This window comes from Novosphingobium sp. CF614 (genome assembly GCF_900113255.1).
Taxonomy (GTDB): Bacteria; Pseudomonadota; Alphaproteobacteria; order Sphingomonadales; family Sphingomonadaceae; genus Novosphingobium.
This window is the reverse complement of record NZ_FOOR01000007.1, coordinates 1-20,277: the sequence shown is the minus strand read 5'-3', so window position 1 is coordinate 20,277 and position 20,277 is coordinate 1. Positions and strand designations below refer to the sequence as shown.

13 protein-coding genes are annotated in these 20,277 nt (G+C 62.6%); 12 read left to right on the top strand and 1 reads right to left on the bottom strand.

What is annotated here, in order from left to right; all coding sequences use genetic code 11:
• Positions 1–40: 40 nt before the first annotated feature.
• The 9 genes from BM052_RS09740 (at position 41) to BM052_RS09700 (ending at position 13,382) form a co-directional block, all read left to right on the top strand.
• Positions 41–880 (top strand): MurR/RpiR family transcriptional regulator, encoded by an 840-nt coding sequence (locus tag BM052_RS09740; RefSeq protein ID WP_091146125.1) that lies wholly within the window; start codon positions 41–43, stop codon positions 878–880.
• Positions 881–1,014: 134 nt separating this feature from the next.
• On the top strand, positions 1,015–2,943 hold the full coding sequence (gene iolC / locus BM052_RS09735) for a bifunctional 5-dehydro-2-deoxygluconokinase/5-dehydro-2-deoxyphosphogluconate aldolase (RefSeq protein ID WP_091146123.1): 1,929 nt from the start codon (positions 1,015–1,017) through the stop codon (positions 2,941–2,943).
• Positions 2,944–2,945: 2 nt separating this feature from the next.
• Positions 2,946–4,778, top strand: a complete 1,833-nt coding sequence (gene iolD / locus BM052_RS09730) for a 3D-(3,5/4)-trihydroxycyclohexane-1,2-dione acylhydrolase (decyclizing) (RefSeq protein WP_255406077.1) — start codon at positions 2,946–2,948, stop codon at positions 4,776–4,778.
• The gene (gene iolE, locus BM052_RS09725) at positions 4,775–5,677 is read left to right on the top strand and encodes a myo-inosose-2 dehydratase (protein WP_091146118.1); all 903 of its coding nucleotides are present in this window, start codon (positions 4,775–4,777) and stop codon (positions 5,675–5,677) included. The genes iolD and iolE overlap by 4 nt, the downstream gene beginning before the upstream one ends.
• Positions 5,677–6,480, top strand: coding sequence for a 5-deoxy-glucuronate isomerase (gene iolB, locus BM052_RS09720; protein WP_091146116.1), 804 nt, complete (start codon positions 5,677–5,679; stop codon positions 6,478–6,480). The genes iolE and iolB overlap by 1 nt, the downstream gene beginning before the upstream one ends.
• 50 nt (positions 6,481–6,530) lie before the next feature.
• On the top strand, positions 6,531–8,075 hold the full coding sequence (locus BM052_RS09715; RefSeq protein ID WP_091146114.1) for a sugar ABC transporter ATP-binding protein: 1,545 nt from the start codon (positions 6,531–6,533) through the stop codon (positions 8,073–8,075).
• 24 nt (positions 8,076–8,099) lie between these two features.
• The gene (locus BM052_RS09710) at positions 8,100–9,101 is read left to right on the top strand and encodes an ABC transporter permease (RefSeq protein ID WP_091146112.1); all 1,002 of its coding nucleotides are present in this window, start codon (positions 8,100–8,102) and stop codon (positions 9,099–9,101) included.
• Between the two features lie 108 nt (positions 9,102–9,209).
• Complete coding sequence (locus BM052_RS09705) at positions 9,210–10,496, top strand: MFS transporter (protein ID WP_255406060.1); 1,287 nt, start codon at positions 9,210–9,212, stop codon at positions 10,494–10,496.
• Between the two features lie 207 nt (positions 10,497–10,703).
• Positions 10,704–13,382: a TonB-dependent receptor gene (locus BM052_RS09700; RefSeq protein WP_255406059.1), complete on the top strand. Its 2,679-nt coding sequence runs from the start codon at positions 10,704–10,706 to the stop codon at positions 13,380–13,382.
• Positions 13,383–13,715: 333 nt separating this feature from the next.
• On the opposite strand, the gene BM052_RS20415 is transcribed toward BM052_RS09700, so the two are convergent.
• Positions 13,716–14,027, bottom strand: a complete 312-nt coding sequence (locus tag BM052_RS20415) for an integrase core domain-containing protein (protein ID WP_369821521.1) — start codon at positions 14,025–14,027, stop codon at positions 13,716–13,718.
• Positions 14,028–14,222: 195 nt separating this feature from the next.
• Here BM052_RS20415 and BM052_RS09690 point away from each other — a divergent pair, with 195 nt between their 5' ends.
• The 3 genes from BM052_RS09690 to BM052_RS09680 all read left to right on the top strand — a co-directional run bounded on the left by BM052_RS09690 (position 14,223) and on the right by BM052_RS09680 (position 19,868).
• Positions 14,223–16,646: a calcium-binding protein gene (locus BM052_RS09690; RefSeq protein ID WP_091146102.1), complete on the top strand. Its 2,424-nt coding sequence runs from the start codon at positions 14,223–14,225 to the stop codon at positions 16,644–16,646.
• 178 nt (positions 16,647–16,824) lie between these two features.
• Complete coding sequence (locus tag BM052_RS09685; protein ID WP_091146100.1) at positions 16,825–18,534, top strand: type I secretion system permease/ATPase; 1,710 nt, start codon at positions 16,825–16,827, stop codon at positions 18,532–18,534.
• A gap of 80 nt (positions 18,535–18,614) precedes the next feature.
• Positions 18,615–19,868, top strand: a complete 1,254-nt coding sequence (locus BM052_RS09680; protein ID WP_177198416.1) for an HlyD family type I secretion periplasmic adaptor subunit — start codon at positions 18,615–18,617, stop codon at positions 19,866–19,868.
• Positions 19,869–20,277: the final 409 nt, after the last annotated feature.

The window sequence follows — 20,277 nt, the reverse complement described above, 5'->3', positions numbered from 1 at the left end:
GAATGTCTGTAGTATGGGTCGGAGTAGGAGAGATGACGATATGGCGGCGACCGACAGTGCGCAACAGTTACGGGAAGCGATCCTTGAGCGGTTCGATGAACTCAGTCCGCGCCTCCAGCAGATTGGCCGCTACATTCTGGATGATCCCAACAGTGCCGGGGTAGAGACCTTGGCAGTGATCTCTGACAGGACGGGCGCGCCGCCTTCCGCCATCGTCCGGTTCGCTCAGACTTTTGGTTTCAATGGCGCGGCTTCGATGCAGCGCCTGCTCAAGGACCAGCTTCTCGCGGCCCGGCCCGAAAGCGGTTATCATCGGCGCGCCCGAGAATTCCTCGAAGGCGCGGAGGACACGCCTTTGCCGGGCCCCGTCGATCTGCTGGCGGAATTCGCCGGGGCCTCCGCGCTTGCCCTGGAACATCTTCTGCAATCGGTGGATCATGACCGGTTCGAGGAATGCGTCGCGATGCTGCGAGAGGCAGAGACGGTACATGTTGCGGGCTTTCGGCGCAGTTTTCCGGTTGCCGCCTATCTGGCCTACTCGCTGCAACGAGGCGGCAAGCGTGCGATTCTGGTGGACGGAATCGGCGGCATGGCCGGTCTACAGGCGAATCGCATCGGCAAGGGTGATCTTTTGGTGGGAATCAGTTTCAGCCCCTATGCCGATGAAATGGTGAGCCTTGCGGAGCATGTCGCCCAGGCTGGCACGCCCATCGCGATAATCACGGATTCGCCGGTCGGACCGGTTGCGAAACCGGCCAATTGCCTGCTGCAAGTCCGCGATACGGAAGTTCGCGGCTTCAGGACGCTGTCGGGATCGATGTGCCTGGTGCAGGCCTTGGCGATTTCCTATGCCTTTGAATTAACGAAGATAAGCGCCTGATTGACGAATCCGGGGAGGAGGCTGTGGTCAGGTCCGGCTTTTGAAAGCCATTGCACTTTCTTGTGGATGGAATATGAATTCCAATATCGAGTCAGATTGAAAATAGAATTCTGAATGGTGTTGGGAGCAAGGAAATGGCCGAGGTGGGAGCGCTCGATATCGTCACGATCGGACGGTCGAGCGTGGACTTGTACGGCGAGCAGATCGGCGGACGGCTGGAGGACATGCAGTCCTTCGCCAAGTACGTCGGCGGCAGCCCCACCAACACGGCGGTCGGCGTCGCACGGCTCGGCATGCGGCCGGGGCTCATCACGCGAGTCGGGAACGATCACTTCGGCCGTTTCATCCGTGAGCAGCTCGAGCGGGAGGGCGTGGATGTTCGCGGCGTTGCCACGGACGCGGAACGCCTTACCGCGCTGGCCATTCTCGGCATCCGGAACCAGGTCGATTTTCCGCTCGTCTTCTACCGCGAGAACTGCGCCGACATGGCCCTGGGCGTGGACGACATCGAACCCGGGCTGATCGCGGATACCCGCGCGGTGTTGTTCAACGGCACCCACATTTCCAGCCCGACGACTGCGGCGGCATGCCGCAAGGCCTGCGAAATGGCGCGGGCCGGCGGCGCAAAGGTCGTCTTCGACATCGACTATCGTCCGGTCCTCTGGGGCCTGACCTCGCGCGACAACGGAGAGGACCGGTTCGTCGCCGATGCGGCCGTTTCCGCGCGCTTGCAGGAATTCCTCGGCCTGTGCGACCTGATCGTTGGAACCGAGGAGGAAGTTCACATCCTCGGCGGCTCGACCGATACCCTGACGGCCCTGCGCACGATACGCGCCGGTTCGGATGCGCTCATAGTCCTGAAGCGCGGAGCGCTTGGCTGCATCTGCTTCGACGGAGCGATCCCGGACAGCCTTGACGAAGGCATTGCCGGGGCGGGATTCAATATCGAGGTGTTCAACGTCCTTGGTGCGGGCGACAGCTTCATGGCCGGGTTCCTGCGCGGCTGGCTGGCGGGCGAGCAGATCGAGACCTGTTGTACCTGGGCCAATGCTTGCGGCGCGATCGTGGTCTCGCGCCATGGCTGCGCACCGGCCATGCCCACCTGGGAGGAACTCCAGCAGTTCCTCGATGCGGAGGATCGCCCCTACCGCCTGCGTGAGGACGTGGCCCTGGAGCATCTCCACTGGGCCACGACCCGTTATCCGGACTTGCCCGAACTCATGGTGTTGGCGCTGGACCACCGTTCGCAGCTCGTAGACATGGCGCGCGAGCTTGGCGCCGATGAAGGCCGCATACCCGCCTTCAAGGCGCTGGCACTCGATGCGGTGGACCGGCTGGCGCAGGGCGATCCGGCCTTCGGGGTTTTGCTCGACGGACGCTTCGGCATGCGCGGGTTGGAGCGCGCGGCAGACTTTCCATACTGGATCGGCCGCCCCATCGAACTACCCGGATCGCGGCCGCTGGAATTCGAATCCTCGGCGGACGTGGCCACGGAGCTTTGCGAATGGCCCTACAACCACGTGGCCAAATGCCTCGTCTTCGCGCACCCCGATGATGAGGTGATCCTGCGCGAGCGGCAGGAGCGGCAGGTCGCGCGCCTCTATGACGCCTGCCGCAAGACGCGGCACGAACTGCTGCTGGAAGTGATCGTTCCCCAAGGCATGGAAAGCGCGCCCGACACAGTGTCGCGCATGATAGAACGGTACTACGACCTTGGCGTCCGTCCGGACTGGTGGAAGCTTGAACCTGCGAGCGACGTGGAGACCTGGGCGAACATCCAGGATGCCATCCTGAAGCATGACCCCCGGTGCCGCGGCGTGGTAATCCTGGGCCTGGCGGCTCCGGACGAGGTTCTTCTCCGCTCTTTCGCCGCCGTGCGCGATGTTCCGGTGGTGAAAGGCTTTGCGGTGGGACGCACGATCTGGGCCGAGGCGGCGCGCAAGTGGCTTGCAGGCGAAATCGACGACGCGCAGGCGCTGGACATGCTGGTCGAACGCTTCGGCATTCTCGTTCGGGGATGGCGTGAGGCGCGCAAGGCAGTCGCAAGGGAGAGCGCGGCGTGAACATGGTGCGCCTGACGGCCGCGCAGGCCATGACACGGTGGCTTGCGGCACAATACGTTTCCGCGCCGGAGGGCGATCTGCCGTTCTTCGCCGGCGTGTGGGCGATCTTCGGCCACGGCAATGTCGCCGGACTGGGGGAGGCGTTGCATGGAATGGGGGACAGTCTACCCACCTGGCGCGCACATAACGAACAGACGATGGTGCATTCCGCCATCGCCTTCGCCAAGCAATCCCGCCGCTGCCGGGCGATGGTCTGCACCACTTCGATCGGTCCGGGCGCGCTCAACATGGTCACGGCCGCGGCACTGGCACATGTGAACCGTCTGCCGGTGCTTCTTGTGCCAGGCGATGTCTTCGCCAGCCGCAGGCCGGACCCTGTCCTCCAGCAGATCGAGGATTTCGAGGACGCGACCGTCAGCGCCAACGATTGCTTTCGGCCCGTTTCGCGCTTTTTCGATCGGATAACCCGACCCGAACAGCTTTTGGTATCGTTGCCACGTGCCATGGCCGTGCTCATCGACCCCGCGCTGTGTGGTCCGGCGACGATCTCGTTCTGCCAGGACGTGCAGGCAGAGGCTTGCGAGTGGCCGGAGCAGTTCTTCAAACGGAAGGTCTGGCGCATCCGCCGTCCGGCACCGGATCGTGAGGAAATGGATGGGCTGGTCGCGGCCCTGCGGGACGCACGCTCTCCGATAATCGTGGCCGGCGGCGGCGTGCTCTATTCCGGGGCGGAAAGGCAACTGGCAGGTTTCGCGGAAAAGGCGGGAATTCCGGTGGTGGAGACGCAGGCGGGCAAGGGCAGCCTTGCTTGGGATCACCCGTTCGCGCTGGGTGCCGTGGGGGTTACTGGAACCTCGGCCGCAAACCGCGCAATCGAGACAGCCGATCTCATCATCGGGATGGGGACGCGCCTGCAGGATTTCACCACCGGCTCAAGAGCCCTGGTCGACGGCGGCAGGTGCCGGCTCGTTCAGGTCAATGTGCAGCCCTTCGATGCGGCAAAGCATAGCGCTCTGGGCGTTGTCGGTGACGCGCGGCTAGTGCTGGACGAGTTGAATACGCTGACCGAGTGGCGCGCCGCATCGGACGTTTCCGCATTGAAGCAGGAATGGGATGTCGCCTGCGACGCCGCGACGGCGGCCCCAGGGGATCGGGAGGCTCTGCCATCGGATGCGCAAGTGATCGGCGCCGTGTGGCGCAACGTGGCGGACGACGCGGTAGTCGTCTGCGCTGCCGGCGGCCTTCCGGGCGAACTGCACAAGAACTGGCGCACGCGTACGCCGGGCGGCTACCACGTCGAATACGGCTTTTCGTGCATGGGCTACGAGATTGCCGGCGGCATCGGCGCCAAGCTGGCCGAACCGCAACGGGACGTCGTCGTCATGGTGGGTGACGGGAGCTACCTGATGGCGAACTCAGAAATCGCCACGGCCGTTGCCATGGGGCTCGACCTGACGGTCGTGGTGCTCGACAACTGCGGCTTCGGGTGCATCAATCGGCTGCAGCAGGCTTGCGGTGGTGAGCCGTTCAACAACCTGTGGCGTGATACCCGGCATGAAGTCATGCCTTCCGTGGATTTCGCCGCCCATGCGGCGAGTCTGGGAGGACAGGCGCGCAAGGTCGCCGGGATCGAGGAACTCGAAGTAGGGCTGGCCGCGCGTGGTCGCGGCGTAAACGTCTTTGTGATCGAGACGGACGCGATGACCGTGACAGATGCCGGCGGTGCCTGGTGGGACGTGGCCGTTCCCGAAGTCTCGGCATCGGACAAGGTCGCAATGGCGCGGCGGGAATATGAACGTCACGTCGCACGTCGGGAACTCGGAGAAAAATCGTGAAAATTCGCTGGGGCGTCAGCCCGATCGCCTGGATGAATGACGATATGCCTGAACTGGGCGGCGATACACCGCTCGAGAAGCTGTTCGGGGATTGTCGCGACATTGGTTTCGAAGGGGTTGAACTTGGCGGAAAATTCCCTCGCCGCGCGGAGGAACTCGGGCCTTTGCTCGGCGGATATGGGCTCTCGCTGATCGGCGGCTGGTATTCCACGCATCTGCTCGCCCGGGATGCCGATGCCGAAATCGCGGCGATGCAGGACCATCTAGCCCTGATCGAGGCCATGGGGTGCGACGTCTTCATCGCGGCGGAATGCTCCAACGCCGTGCACGGCAATCGCAGCCATCCCTTGCGCGAGCAGCCGCGTGTGCCTGAAGGGGAATGGGCGCGCTTCGGCGAGAGGATGACCAGGATCGCGGAATATGTGCAGGCGCGTGGAATGCGCTTCGCCTATCACTACCATCTCGGCACCTGCGTCGAGAAGCCCGCGGATATCGAGGCTTTCGTGGCGGCGACCGGTGAGGCGGCGGGATTCGTGATTGATACCGGGCATGCCGTGCTCGGTGGAAATGATCCGGTCGAATTGATAAACCGCTATCCTGGGCGCGTGAGCCACGTGCACGCCAAGGATATTCGCCGCACGGTGCACAAGGCTGTCATGGCTGGCGGCGAAAGTTTCCTCGACGGCGTGCTCGCGGGCATGTTCACGGTGCCGGGAGACGGCTCGATCAGCTTCGGTGCCGTCATGCGCGCGCTCAAGGCTATCGACTATTCAGGTTGGGTCGTGATCGAGGCGGAGCAGGATCCGGCCGTGGCAGACCCGAAGGAATACGCCACGCTGGGGCTCGCCACGCTCAAGCGCGAAGCCGCCTTGGCAGGATTCGCAAGGGAGAGCGCATGATGTCCCGGCTGCTCGTACGCCCCCGGGCACCCGATGCCGAAGGGCGCATGATCGATATCACACCGCAGAGCGCGGGGTGGGCTTATGTCGGTTTCGAGGTCAGGCGGCTTGCTCCCGGCAGGCGGGTCGAGTTCGTCCAGCCGGGGCGCGAGCTTTGCGTGATGGTCCTGACCGGCCGCGCGGACGTGGGCGCCGATGGGCATGAATTTGCCGCTCTGGGTGGACGCCAGAGCGTATTCGACGACAGCGCGCCAGGCGCCGTCTACGTTCCGGCGGGCCTTCCGTGCACCGTGATCGCGCTGGACGAATGCGAAATTGCCATCTGCTCCGCTCCGGCCGGTGGGGCAGGCGAAGTCCGTTCGATCCCGTCGGACCGGATGAGCGTCGAGGTACGCGGCAAGGGAACCAACCAGCGCCGGGTACGGAACATCCTGCCGGAAACGGAACTCGCGGAAAGCCTGCTAATCACCGAGGTCATCACTCCGGGAGGGCACTGGTCCAGCTATCCCCCCCACCGGCATGACGAAGATGCCGGCGATGCCATGACCATGCTGGAGGAAACCTATTACCACAGGCTAGATCCCCCGCAGGGCTTCGCCTTCCAACGCGTCTATACCGATGATCGCAGCATCGACGAGACGGTCCATGTCGAGGATGGCGACGTCGTCCTGGTTCCGCGCGGCTATCATCCGGTGGGGGCGCCGCATGGTTACGACCTCTATTACCTCAACGTGATGGCGGGGCCCCGGCGGCAATGGATATTCCATAACGATCCCGCGCACGACTGGCTGATGGGGCGCTGACACAGACAAGACCCGAGCCGGATAGAGACGGCCGCAACGAGAGGATGAAGATGACGGAGCGATCGCTGCTCGATGCTGAAGGCATCGAAAAGTCGTTTCCCGGCGTTCGTGCCCTCGGCGGGGCGAACCTGCGGGTGCGCAAGGGAGAGGTCCATGCGCTGCTGGGCGAGAATGGTGCGGGCAAGTCCACGCTCCTGAAGATACTTGCTGGCGCGCAAGCGGCGGATGGCGGCAGCATCCTGTTCGACGGCACCGTCCTTTCTCCTTTCGACACGCCGCTCAAGCGTCAGCAGCTCGGCATCGTTACCATCTATCAGGAATTCAACCTACTGCCCGAGATGTCCGTGGCCGAGAACATCTATCTCGGCCGCGAGCCCCGGCGCTTCGGGTTGATCGACTGGCGCAGGCTGTTTGACGATACCCGAGCAGTCCTTTCGGATCTTGGGCTCAGGCTCGATCCCAGGGCCAGGGTCCGCTCGCTTTCAGTAGCTGAACAGCAGATGGTGGAAATTGCTCGCGCCGTGACCTTTCAGGCGCGGCTGATTATCATGGACGAGCCCACGGCGGCCCTGTCCGACCGCGAAGTGCGGGTGCTGCACCGGATCGTCGCCGATCTCCGGGCCAGGGGCGTTTCGATCATCTATGTGACGCATCGGCTGATCGAGGTGATGGAAGTATGCGACCGCTTCACGGTCCTTCGCGACGGCTGCTTCGTTGCGGATGGCCTTGTGGCGGAGCACGGCATTCCCGATCTCATCCGGCTGATGGTCGGGCGTGACGTGGAGTTCATCCGCCGTCCCGTCAGCACTGCAACGGACCGGGTCGTCCTGAAGGTGGAGGACATCAACAGGGCGCGCAGCAGCCGCGATCCGCATGCGACCGAACTGAGGGACCTTTCGATCGAAGTTCACGCGGGCGAGATACTCGGCTTCGCAGGCCTGGTCGGAGCCGGACGGACCGAACTGGCGCGGATCGTGTTCGGTGCGGACCGTTGCGACGACGGCGTATTGTGGCTGGGCGGCGGCGAAATGCGGCCGCTGCGTTCTCCCGGCGAAGCGTTACGCAAAGGAATCGCGCTGGTGCCGGAGGATCGCAAGCAACAAGGATGCTTCCTGAACCATTCCGTTCGCCAGAACATGGTTCTGCCCAACCTGCCGGCACTCGCCCGTTGGAAGATCTTTGTCGACGACGCAGCGGAGAAGGCGCTGGTGGAGCATTATCGCAAGGCGCTGAGTATTCGCATGCCTAGCCAGTCGACCCCGATCGGCAAGCTTTCCGGCGGCAACCAGCAGAAAGTGCTGCTGGCCCGCTGCATGGCGCTGGCGCCGCGTGTTCTGATCGTGGACGAACCCACGCGCGGCATCGACATCGGCGCCAAGGCCGAAGTGCATCAGGTGCTGGCGGACATGGCCGCCAATGGAGTGGGGGTGATCGTCATATCCTCCGAACTGTCGGAGGTCATGGCTGTCAGCGACCGGATCGCAGTGTTCCGTGAAGGGCGGATCATGGACGTGGTTCCGGGAGACGGTGCCGACGAGGAAACATTGATGCGGCTTATGACGGTCGGGCAGGACCGCCCGCCAGTTGCGGCCTGAACCATGCAGACAGGGATAAAAACGATGGACGCCAGAGTTCAGGAGCCCGCCACGCAAGAGCTTGCACCGCGCAGGTCGTCGACGATCGAGTTCCTCAATCGCTATGGGACCGGGGTTTTCCTGGTCCTCATGTGCCTGTTTTTCCTGTCCCAGAACCCGCATTTCCTTTCACTGCGCAACATCGGCAACATTCTGGCGGACGTCTCTATCTACGGAGTCATCGCGGTGGGAATGACCTTCGTCATCATCACTGCCGGCGTCGACTTGGCGGTGGGATCGACCCTGGCTCTCGCGTCGATCTGCGCGGCCTGGGCGATGAACCTCTCGGGCTGGGCTTTCGGCCCCGATTGGCTGCTCGGCCTTTGCATCGCGGTCCTTGTTGGAACGCTGGTCGGCTTTGTCCATGGCAAGGTTACGACCTGGTTCAATGTCCCGGCCTTCATCACCACGCTGGGCGGCATGACCGTGTGGCGGGGCGCCACGCTGCTGGTCAACGACGGCGGACCGATCAGCGGTTTCAGTGAAGGGGTGCGCTGGTGGGGCACCGGCGCCATCCTCGGCGTGCCGGTTCCGGTGGCGGTGTTCGCATTGGTGGCATTCGTCGGATACGTCGTGCAACGGTATACCCGGTTTGGCCGCCAGATCTACGCCGTCGGTGGTAATGCCGAGGCCGCGCGCCTGAGTGGCCTCGACATCAAGCGACTGGAAACCAGTGTCTACGTGATCGTGGGATGTCTTTCGGGGTTTGCAGGCTTTCTGCTGATGGCGCGGCTCAATTCCGCCGAAGCAGTGGGCGGCGTCGGTTACGAGCTGCGCGTCATTGCGTCCGTCGTCATCGGCGGAGCCAGTCTGGCCGGTGGCGTGGGTGGCATCGGCGGCACCTTGATCGGGGCGCTTCTGATTGGCGTGCTCTCGAACGGTCTCGTCATGATGGGGGTCAATGCGTACTACCAACAGATCGTGATCGGCGTGATCATAGTTCTGGCCGTGATCTTCGACACCTACGCCAAGAAGCGCATCGGCTGAGGGTTCCACCAGCGGATTTGACATCATCCATGTGTCCTGCCAAATGGTAAGACCAATTTGCGATCGCTTGGCGAGTGCCCCGGTCCGCGAGCCTTGGGGGAGCACGATTTGAGCGGGAATGGAAAAGCGCGCATCCGCCATTTGCGATGGTGGATCATCGGCCTGGTCACGCTGGGCACGATCCTGAACTATCTGGCCCGCTCGACGCTTTCGGTTGCCGCGCCCACGCTCACGGAAAAGTTCGGCATGTCGACCGAGCAGTACAGCTACGTCGTCATGGCCTTCCAGCTTGCCTACACGGTGATGCAGACCGTGGCGGGAGCGGTGCTTGATCTGCTGGGCACGCGCCTTGGTTTCTTCCTTTTCGCGGTAGGCTGGGCGCTCGCCAACATGGCGCATGGCCTCGCCTCCAGCTGGCAGGGGCTCGCGATATTCCGCGGCCTGCTCGGCGCGACCGAGGCTGCGGCGATTCCGGCTGGAACGAAGGCCGTATCGGAATGGTTTCCCGCGCGCGAGCGATCGCTGGCGACCTCCGCGTTCCAGATGGGCACGAGCGTAGGCGCCGTCGTCGCGCCGCCGCTGGTCGTGTTCTGCATCCTGACGTGGGGTTGGCAATCGGCCTTCCTGTTCACGGGCGCGCTCAGTCTGTGCTGGGCCCTGCTGTGGTGGTTCGGATACGACACCCCGGACCGTCACGGACGGCTTGGCGTGGAGGAGCATGCCCTGATCTCCGCAGGGCAGGCGGGGGATGAGCAAGCCGGCCGTCCCTCGACCCGGATGGAGGTGCTGAAGTCGCGCGGCTTCTGGGCGATCGCCATTCCCAGGTTTTTCGCCGAACCGGCCTGGCAGACGTTCAACTTCTTCATCCCGCTCTACCTCGTCGCGGTCTGGAACCTCGATCTCAAGAGCGTGGCGTTATGGGGCTGGATGCCCTTCGTTGCGGCGGATCTGGGTTCGCTCGTCGCTGGCCTGCTGCCGTCATGGCTGATGCGCAGGGGAACAGGCATGCTCGCTTCGCGCAAGATCACCATGTCGGTCGGCGCGCTCTGCATGATCGGTCCGGCCTGCATTGGCCTGTCCGGATCGCCCGGAGTTGCCATCGCGCTGTTCTGCGTGGGCGGATTTGCACACCAGATGCTCAACGGTGCGCTGATTACCTTGTGTTCGGACATCTTCTCCAGCCGCACCGTGGGAACCGCCAGTGGAATGGCGGGAACGATGGCGTGGATCGGCGGGATGCTGTTCACGCTGCTTATCGGCAAGAGCGCCGATGTCTACGGCTACAACCCACTTTTCGTGGCGCTGGCGGGCTTGGACCTGATCGGCATGGCCGTTCTTTGGATCGTGCTGTCAGACAAGCGCAATTCCATCGGCCCGGACTTCGGCGCGGCCTGAAGGCCCTACGCTCTTTGCTGATGAGGCCCGGAATTTTCACGGCACACATGCTGATGAACATATCTTGACCAACCATCAAAAATCTGTCTATAAAATTGGTAAGACCATAAAGGCGCCAGCCGTCTTTCGGGGATTAATGGGAGGGTTAATATGAAAATTGCACATGATACCCGCATGCGGAGCGCTCGCTTGCGTCGAATCGCGCTGATGGCGACCGGCTGCACCGCGGCGCTGGCGATTTCTACGTCGGCCTACGCACAATCGGCAGATGCCCAGGCGACGCCGGAAGAGCCGGGCGGCGAGATCGTCGTTACCGGCATCCGCGCATCGATCGACAATGCCCTTCAGGTGAAGCGCAACGACGTTCGCGTGCTGGACGGCATTTCGTCGGAAGATCTCGGAAAGTTCCCCAGCCAGAACATCACCGAAGCCATCCAGCGCATCTCCGGCGTCCAGATGTCCAACATCAACGGGCGCGGCGCCACGATCAGCGTGCGTGGCCTTGGGCCGCAGTATGCGATGACCACGGTCAACGGCCAGACCTTCAAGACCGCCGACTTCACGGACGGCTTTCGCTACGACATCATCCAGACCGAGCTGGCGAGTTCCATCGAGGTCATCAAGTCGCCGACCGCCGACATGGATGCGGGCGGCCTTTCCGGCACGGTGAATATCGTGACCACCAAGCCGTTGGACTATAACGAGCGCAAAATCGTCCTGACCGTAAAGGGACAGAATTCCGAATACGCGGGCGGCAAGGTCACGCCCAAGATCAGCGGCAGCTATGTCGACCAGTTGGCTGGCGGGACGCTGGGGGTTTACCTGAACGTCGGCTACCAGAAGCTGCAGGACCGCGCGGACTACGTCTGGATGGACCGCTGGTGGACCAACAACATCAACGGTTCGACCCTCACCCCGCGTCGCCTGCGCTATCGCCGCATCGACCGCACGACCGAGCAGTTGATGGCCAGCGGCGGTCTGCAATGGCAGCCGACTGACAACCTCGAGGTCATGGCCACGGGGATCTGGGCCCGCGACAAGACCGAATACGACCTCAACCAGCAGGTCTTCTTCTTCAACACCTCGGGCAGCACTCCGCTAGGAACTGCGTCGGTAACCGCCAATGAGGTGGTGGACGGCGTCGCGGTCGATACAACTGCAAACAACCTGCAGCTGGAAAACAACCGCCAGCACGAAGATCGCAAGCTGACCAGCCAGGGTTACACCCTGTCGGCGAAGTGGACCGGCGACAATGGCTGGACCGTGCGAGGAGTGGGCAACTATACCCGCGGCAATACCTACTGGAGGGAAGATGCCGTGGTTATGGGCATCTATGTGCCGACCGCGAACATCAACATCGCGGATCCCAATAACATCATCTTCACGACCGGCAGCACCAACCTGTCGGATCCGTCGATCTATGCTCCGGCCAACCTGTACCGCAACGACTATCCGAGCGGCGCAACCCGCCTGATGTCCTCGCGCGAGGTGTCGGGTCAGGTCGATATCAGCAAGGAAGTGGCGCTCGGCCCGATCAAGACGCTGACCCTTGGCGCGAAGTACCGCGACGAGAACTTCAACCGTTACGTAACCCGCCACGACCTTTACCAACTGAAGGTCAACGGCACCTACCCCGGGGCGCAGACCACCATCTTCCCGACCCTTTCCAGCTCCAATATCAACGTCACCAACTTCATGAACGGCGAGTTCTCCATACCGAACAGCTGGGTGGCCCCGGATATCTCGGCCTGGGCGGCCGGACTGAAGGCCTCCGGGCTCACGGTCTCCGATATCTACGCGCCGGAAGGCAGCTTCAGCGTCAACCGTTACATGGCGTCGGGCTACTTCATGGGCGACATCGACACCACGATCGGCGGCATGCCGCTACGCGGCAACATCGGTGTGCGCTATGAACACACGAAGCAAAAGGTGAACGGCAACGTCACCACTGGGCGGACTGATGGCTATACCGACGTCCAAGCAGACATCGGCGACTACACCATCAGCCAGAACTACGGCAACATCCTGCCCAGCCTGAACCTGGTGCTGGAACCGGCCAACAATCTGCAGGTCCGCTTCGCCGCCGCCAAGGTGCTGGTCCGTCCGATCATGGACTCCACCACCCCGATGGCGCGGACCCAGTCGTACTCTTCGAGCACGAATACCTACTCGATCAATCTCGGCCAGGCGAACCTGAAGGCCCTCACGGCCGACCAGCTCGACCTGGGCGTCGAGTGGTATTACGGCCGTGGCAGCGCGATCACGATCGCCGGGTTCTACAAGTGGATCAAGAACGGCACTTATTCGACTCTGGTTTGCCCGTCTTCCTGGCAGGGCACCGCGCTCTCCACGAACTCGACCGGCGACTGCGTCGACAGCTCGGGAGCCATCTATGACATCACGGCGAACCTGAACGATCCGAGCACGATCAAGCTCAAGGGTTTCGAGGTCAGCTGGAATCAGAACTTCGACGACCTGCTGCCGGTCGATGGCTTCGGCATCATGGCCAACCTCACCCGGGTCTATCCGCAGAAATTGGCGATCGGCACGGGCTACACGGTCCGCAACCTGTCGAAGGTCACCTGGAACCTGGTGCCCTACTGGGAGAACGAGCACTTCAACATCCGTGCCTCGATCAACCATCGTAGCGGATATGACCAGAGCAACGCCGACAGCTTCTTCGCCCGCGAGGATCACACCGTCCGCGCCCGCACCCAGATCGACCTCAGCGGCGGCTACTCGCCCAACGATCGCCTCAGCTTCAGCGCGGGTGTGATCAACCTGAACAACAGCCGTGAAGAGGCTTACAAGACCGATCCGTCGATCTGGCAGGAAAGCAGCTTCGTCGGCCGCAGCTACTACGTTTCCGCCACGCTTAAACTATAAGAAAAGTGGCTTGAAAGAAGCGATGCGCTCCTCTCCTTCTCTGGGTGCATCGCTTCTTTCTTTCATATATGATGAATGATGCGTTCTCTTCCTCCGGTTTATCGTCATGGCGTCGATATTGCCGACGATGCATCCGATGTCGACGCTCGGCTGAGGCACAAGCGCAGCGCTGGTATTGGACGGCGGTGTTCGGCCATTTCCACAGATGGCCCTCGACGTGATCGCTGCGCAACTGGAAATCAAGGACAATCCCTACGTCCTCACGGCAGACGTGAGGTGGTCCCGCCTTCTTGGACAGTTTGGCGGCTGAGTTAAGCTAATCCCGGTTGTCGTTCACGCCGCCTGTTTGATCATCAGATCATGGGAGGCATGCCTCCCATGATCTGATTGCCCGATCCGCCGATAGGCCTCCACCCGGGTTCGCCCGGCCAGTCCTGAGTGCGGACGCTGGGTGTTGTAATAGGTGATCCATCGGCCAAGGCCAGCCCGCAGCTTCGAGCCGGTCCACCACCTGAGCAACCGTCCGGTCGATTTCGGCGACCTCCTTGGCCATCGCCTTCTTACGCTCCTTGGCGCTGTTCGCCTGTTCGTCCCACAGATCGCGAAAGATCGCCGCGGCGAGATTGAACATCTCCCGTGACACACCCGTCGATATAGAATCTGTTCACCAGTCGGGGTCCGGACGCGGAAAAGGCAATATACGCGCAATAAAATACATGTGTGACGAGGGGATAATTTTAAAAATGCACAGTCCGTAAGCGCGGATGGCACACTGGATCATTTCAATTTATGTGCTAGGTATTCTTCAATGAAATCGACTCAAGTGGGTGGAGAGAGAAGATGTCTGGATCAGTCTCCTACAGCATTGGATTGGACAGGGCTTCCGGCCTTTTCGATATCAATGTCGATTATTACATTCCCGGCTACAACGACCCGGAAACGGGGGAATCGTTCTACGAAACGTACTGGAATTTCAGCTACTATGACGCCAACTCCGGCAATTACGGGAATGGCAGCGGATATGGCTGGGATTCGGGCTTCGCGAACATCAACATAGGCTTTGCGGGCGACTCCTATGCGGATGCCACCCTGGACTTTACGGCGTACAACAACTTCAGCGGCGAATCCGCGCAGATGAGCTGGCACATTCTCAATGCCGGCTATGCGGTCGAAGACAAGACGCTCACCGGCCTAAACCAGGACGACATCATCATTTCGGGCTCGGGCAACGACGTCCTGACCGGCCTCGGCGGCAACGACTATCTCGACAGCGGCGACGGTGACGACACGCTCGATGGCGGCGAGGGTGCTGACGTACTGGTCGGCGGAGGTGGCATCGACGCAATGACCGGGGGCGCCGGCGACGATTTGTATTACGTTGATGATGCCGGCGATACGGCAGTGGAAAACCTGGGCGGCGGCAATGACGGCGTGCTCTCCCTCGTCAGCTATACGCTCGGCGACTATGTCGAATGGCTCAGCCTCTACGGTCCCGGCGCCCTGAATGGGACCGGCAATGAGCGGGACAACCAGATCAGCGGCAATGACGACGCCAATGTGCTCAGCGGGCTTGGCGGGGACGACCAGCTTTTTGGCTCTTATGGCGACGACACTTTGCATGGCGGCGCGGGCAACGACCTTCTTGATGGAGGTCCTGGTGTCGATCGGATGGAAGGTGGAATCGGCGACGACTTTTTCGTAGTGTCGACAAATACCGACAAGGTGATCGAACGCGTCGGCGAAGGTACGGACACGGTGGGAGTTCGGGATCTGGAATCCTACAAGCTGGGATTCAATGTCGAAAATCTCGTCAATCTCAGTAACCTGGCGGTCTTTCGCGGTTTCGGCAACAATGGCGCCAATACACTGACCGGCTCTTACAACACCGATTACCTGAGTGGTCGGGGCGGCAGCGACGTGCTGGAAGGGGGCATGGGCGACGATTTCCTCGGCGGCGGTCTCGGGGCCGATCAACTGATCGGCGGCCTGGGCTTCGACATGGCAAGCTACGGCGCTGCAGACGCAGCGGTTTCGGTCAATCTGGCCACAGGCAGGGGCACGGCGGGCGAGGCGATCGGCGACAGTTTCAGTTCGATCGAGGGGCTGATAGGCAGTGACTTTGGCGATGTGCTGTCGGGAGACGATTTTAACAATCGTCTGGAAGGCGGTCGCGGCAACGACACGCTGTTCGGCGATGGCGGCGACGACTGGCTGAATGGCGGTGCCGGGGCGGACGTCCTGCGCGGCGGCGCGGGTGCCGACGGCGTGAGCTATGCCGGCTCCAGGCGTGCCGTAACCGTCGACCTCCAGGCCCAAACCGCCACCGGCGGCGATGCCACCGGCGATACACTGTCGAGCTTCGTCAACGCCGAAGGCAGCAGTCACAGCGACACGTTACTGGGAAGCAACGGAGCGAATCTTCTCATCGGCGGCCGCGGCAACGACACCCTTGACGGCAGGGGTGGCAACGACACCCTGATCGGCGGCGTGGGCGCTGACACCCTGATCGGCGGTACGGGCACGGACCTGGCGTCCTACAGCACCTCCGGTGAAGGCGTGACGGTAAACCTGCTGACCGGCGCCGCTTCCGGTGGCGACGCTGAGGGTGACACCTTCAGCGGGGTGGAGGGCGTCATCGGCAGTGCCTTTGGCGATCACCTTACGGGCAACGCTGGGAACAATTCGCTTATCGGCGGGGTTGGCGTAGATACCCTTCTGGGCGGCAACGGCAACGACCTGATCAACGGCGGGGCCGGCGGCGATACGCTGGACGGCGGCGCCGGGGTTGATACACTGAGCTTCGCCGGTTCCACCGAGTGGGTCACGGTCATTCTTGCTGACAATCTCGCGCTGGGCGCCGAAGGTTACGGCGATGTCATTTCCAATTTCGAGAATATCCGGGGCAGCGAGGTCGGCGATGCCCTCTATGGCAATTCGGGCAACAACCGGATCGAAGGCGGCGGCGGCGGAGACTTCATCAGCGGCGAAGGCGGCACTGATACGCTAGTCGGCGGGGCTGGCGACGACATGTTCTATTTCGGCCCGGCATCGGCCGAAGAACGGATCGCAGATTTCGTTACGGGCGGTACTGAGGACGAGGTCTACATCGATCTCGGCTCGGCCTATGATTCGTTCGACGAAGTAATGGCCGTCGCCAGCACGGTGAACGGGAATACCATCTTTAACTTCGGGCCGGGTTGGACCATGGTCATGACAGGGGTAAACAAGGCTGATCTGACGAGCAGCGACTTTTACTTCGGTTAAGCGCAAGGACGCTTTGGCGATCCATGACGATCGGCAAAGCGCTTGGCAGAGGGGGACTGACCTTGCTTATGCTCAGCGCGCATGGCCTGGGTTGCCGGGCGATGGCGACCCTCCCGATTTCGTGCGGGGGTCGCGCCCGGATAGCGGCGGCTGACTCCCGCTTTACACGGCCGGGACCATGACGTCCGAACTGCAAGGCGCCGTTGGCCGCTTCCGCGCGGGCATCGGCGCAGTGGTGACACTGAGCGCGATGATCAACGTGCTTGCGCTCAGCAGCTCGATCTACCTGATGCTGGTCTACGACCGGGTGCTGCCCGGGCAGCAACTGGCGACACTTCTTACGCTGTTTGCCATCGTTGCTATCGCATACCTTTTCTCCGGCTTGTTCGAAGCGCTGCGCGCGCACCTGCTGCTGGACATTGGCGCCGCCTTCGACCGGGTGATGACACCGCGGGTGCAGGCGGTAGAAATGGCGCGTGTGCTGCGCCAGCCGGAGCACGGCGCGAGTGCGATCCGCGATCTCGACCAGATACGCGCCTTCGCGACGGGCACCGGCCCCGCGGCGCTGATCGACATGCCGTGGGTGGCCATCTATCTCGCAGTACTGTCGCTGATCGACATCTGGCTGGGCGTTGTAACGCTGGCCGGTGGCATCGTGCTTGCGCTGCTGACTTGGCGTGCGGAGCGGGTAACCAAGGGCCGGGCTAAGGCGTTGGCGCAGGCTGCCAATGCAAGGCGGCTCGCCGCGGATCGGCAGATGCGCCACGCCGAGCTGATCGAAGGGCTCGGCATCGGTGCGCGCATCGGCGAGGCATGGACGCAAGTTCACGTCCGGTTCCTCGATATGCAAGGAGAGCTGAACGAGAAGATCGCCCAGCTTTCAACAGTCAGCCGCGTGTTCCGCGTTTTCCTGCAATCGTCGGTTCTGACAGTGGGCGCGATCCTGGTGATCGATGGCAAGGCATCGGGCGGGATCATCTTTGCCAGCTCGATCATCGCAGGCCGCGCGCTGGCGCCGATCGATCAGGCGATCTCCGCGTGGCGGCCCTTCGTTGCCGCGCGTGAGAGCTGGGCACGGCTCAACCGGATGCTTGCGGAGACACCGGTACAGGCTTCGCCCGCAGTCGTGCTGCCGCTCCCTACCGAGCGCATAGCCGCCGAAGGCCTCACCCTCATGCCACCCGGCAGCGAACGGATCGTGGTGATGGAGGCGAGCTTCGCCGCAAGCGCCGGCGAGGCCGTAGCTATTCTCGGCCCGAGTGCAGCGGGCAAATCGGCGCTGCTGCGCGGCCTCATCGGCGTGTGGCCGCCGGCGCGCGGGACGGTGCGGTTGGACGGAGCCTTGATTGACCAGTGGGACCGCGCGGTGATCGGCGCGGCGATCGGCTATCTGCCGCAGAGCGTCGAACTGCTCGGTGGGACAATCGCAGAAAACATTGCACGGATGGACCCCGATGCTCCTTCCGAAACGGTGATCGCTGCGGCGCGGGCCGCAGGTGTTCATGATATGATCCTCCAGTTCCCGCAAGGTTATGCGACGTCGGTAGGCGAGAACGGCGTGCACCTCTCTGCCGGGCAGCGTCAGCGCATCGCTCTTGCTCGCGCGCTTTACGGCGACCCGTTTCTGTTGGCGCTCGACGAGCCCAACGCCAATCTTGATCCCGATGGTGAGCGCGCGCTGGCGCGGGCAATCCTTGACGCCCGCCAGCGCGGCGCGATCGTGATCGTCGCCGCGCACAGGACGTCCGTGCTGCAGGCGGTCAGCCATGTGCTTGTGATGGGTGAGGGGCGGATCAAGGGTTTCGGCGCTCGCGACGAAATGGTCACCCGCCTCACGCAGCCGAGCGCAACGAGTACGCTTACTGTAGTGCCGGGCGGAAACGCGTGATAAGCGCTGCGCAAGCTATGGTATCCAGTTTCGAACGGGTACGCGGCGACCCGGCCGAGCGGCTGGCGCAGCGTGTGCGAATGACGGCGCTGCTGATCGGCGCACTGGCGGTCAGTTTGTTGCTGATCGGCCTGTTCGCCCGGATCGGCGGTGCGGTGATCGGCGTGGGTCAGGTTGCGGTGCAGTCGCGGGTCAAGACGATCATCCACCCCAGCGGGGGCGTGCTCAGCGGGCTCTACGTGCGTGATGGCGATCGTGTAAGCTCCGGCCAGATCCTGATGCGCTTCGACACCAGCGTCGCAGCGATCGATGCGAGCCGGTCGGGGATGGGGCTGAACGAACTGCTCGCCCGGCGCGCACGGCTGGAGGCGGAGCGGGACAATCGCCTGGCGATCAGCTTCGCGCCTGAACTTACCGGTTCCGCTGACGAGGGTGTTACCGCGCTGATCGAGCGTGAACGCAGGCAGTTCGCCCTGAACCTCAACAGCCGCAACAGCACGCTCGCCCTGCTGCGCGAACGGGTTGCCCAGGGCGAGGCGCAAGTTCGCAACCTTGAGGCGCAGGTCACCGCCAATCGCCGGCAGTCCGCACTGATCGAGCCCGAGCTCGCCGGCCTTCGCAATCTTTACGAGCGCAAGCTGGTGACGGTCGGCCGGCTCAACCAGTTGGAGCGAGCGGCGGTCGAGATCGAGGGGAACCGCGCGGCGCTGCAGGCCAGTATCGCGCAAGTCCGTGCGCAGATCGCGGAAACGCGCGAACAGATGCTCGGCGTCGAAGTCAACGTACGCGCCGGCGCGGCGGCCGAACTGGCGCAAGTCAACGCCCAGACGAACGAACAGATGGTTCGCCGCGCCAGTGCCGTATCGACCTTCGAGCGTAGTGCGGTGCGCGCGCCGCAGGCCGGTGTGATCGACAAACTGGCTTATACGACCATCGGCAGCGCGATCCCGCCGGGGCAGCCAATCCTGCAGATCGTTCCTGATGCCGGAGAGTTGGTTATTGAGGGCCGTGTCAATCCCAGAGACATCGATCAGATTCGTATCGGCCAGTCGGCGCGGGTGAGTTTCCCCTCGCTCAATCGCCAGACCACCCCGGATGTGACGGGGAAAGTCGTGTTCGTATCGGCGCAACCAGGGCAAGACGCCTTGACCGGACGGCCGTATTTCCGCGTCCATGTCAGCTTCGACCGCCGCCGGCTAGCCCACGCTATTGCCGCGCCGCTGGTCGACGGCATGCCGGCGGAGATTTTCTTCGAGACCAGCCGGCGCTCCGTTTGGTCCTATTTGTTCAAACCCCTGTTTGATCAACTCGCTCATGCCATGCGCGAAGATTGATCGTGTAACGGCGCAAACTCGTTCGCCATATTGCTTATAGAGCCTTCCTCATAGATCCTTCCTCCCAAAAGCCGCCCTAGCATTACAGTTGCATTTTAACCCTCAGATGAGCGCGTCTTGCGGCGGCTTGGTGAGCGCGTCGCCAACATGACCACGCGATGATACGTGCGGGCTGGATCTGGCGCATGGCCAGCTTGTTGGCGATGCGTCGGACTTCCTGGATCGACCAGCGGATCAGAACCCGATGGTCGGCATCCTCGGTCTTTTTTGGGGTGTTATACGCTCGGCTTCATTGATTGACCTGTGCCCATTTGCGTGACCCGATTGAAGTGATTTGCTCTGGTTGAGCGATGAGCCAGTTCCAAGCGTCGCAACAGGCGTCGAGGATGGCGTCGTAGGTGTCGAAGAC

Coding starts and splice junctions, on each gene's coding strand:
- BM052_RS09740 (WP_091146125.1), top strand. CDS start 41: ATGGCGGCGACCGACAGTGCGCAACAGTTACGGGAAGCGATCCTTGAG.
- iolC (WP_091146123.1), top strand. CDS start 1,015: ATGGCCGAGGTGGGAGCGCTCGATATCGTCACGATCGGACGGTCGAGC.
- iolD (WP_255406077.1), top strand. CDS start 2,946: ATGGTGCGCCTGACGGCCGCGCAGGCCATGACACGGTGGCTTGCGGCA.
- iolB (WP_091146116.1), top strand. CDS start 5,677: ATGTCCCGGCTGCTCGTACGCCCCCGGGCACCCGATGCCGAAGGGCGC.
- BM052_RS09715 (WP_091146114.1), top strand. CDS start 6,531: ATGACGGAGCGATCGCTGCTCGATGCTGAAGGCATCGAAAAGTCGTTT.
- BM052_RS09710 (WP_091146112.1), top strand. CDS start 8,100: ATGGACGCCAGAGTTCAGGAGCCCGCCACGCAAGAGCTTGCACCGCGC.
- BM052_RS09700 (WP_255406059.1), top strand. CDS start 10,704: ATGGCGACCGGCTGCACCGCGGCGCTGGCGATTTCTACGTCGGCCTAC.
- BM052_RS09690 (WP_091146102.1), top strand. CDS start 14,223: ATGTCTGGATCAGTCTCCTACAGCATTGGATTGGACAGGGCTTCCGGC.
- BM052_RS09685 (WP_091146100.1), top strand. CDS start 16,825: ATGACGTCCGAACTGCAAGGCGCCGTTGGCCGCTTCCGCGCGGGCATC.
- BM052_RS09680 (WP_177198416.1), top strand. CDS start 18,615: ATGACGGCGCTGCTGATCGGCGCACTGGCGGTCAGTTTGTTGCTGATC.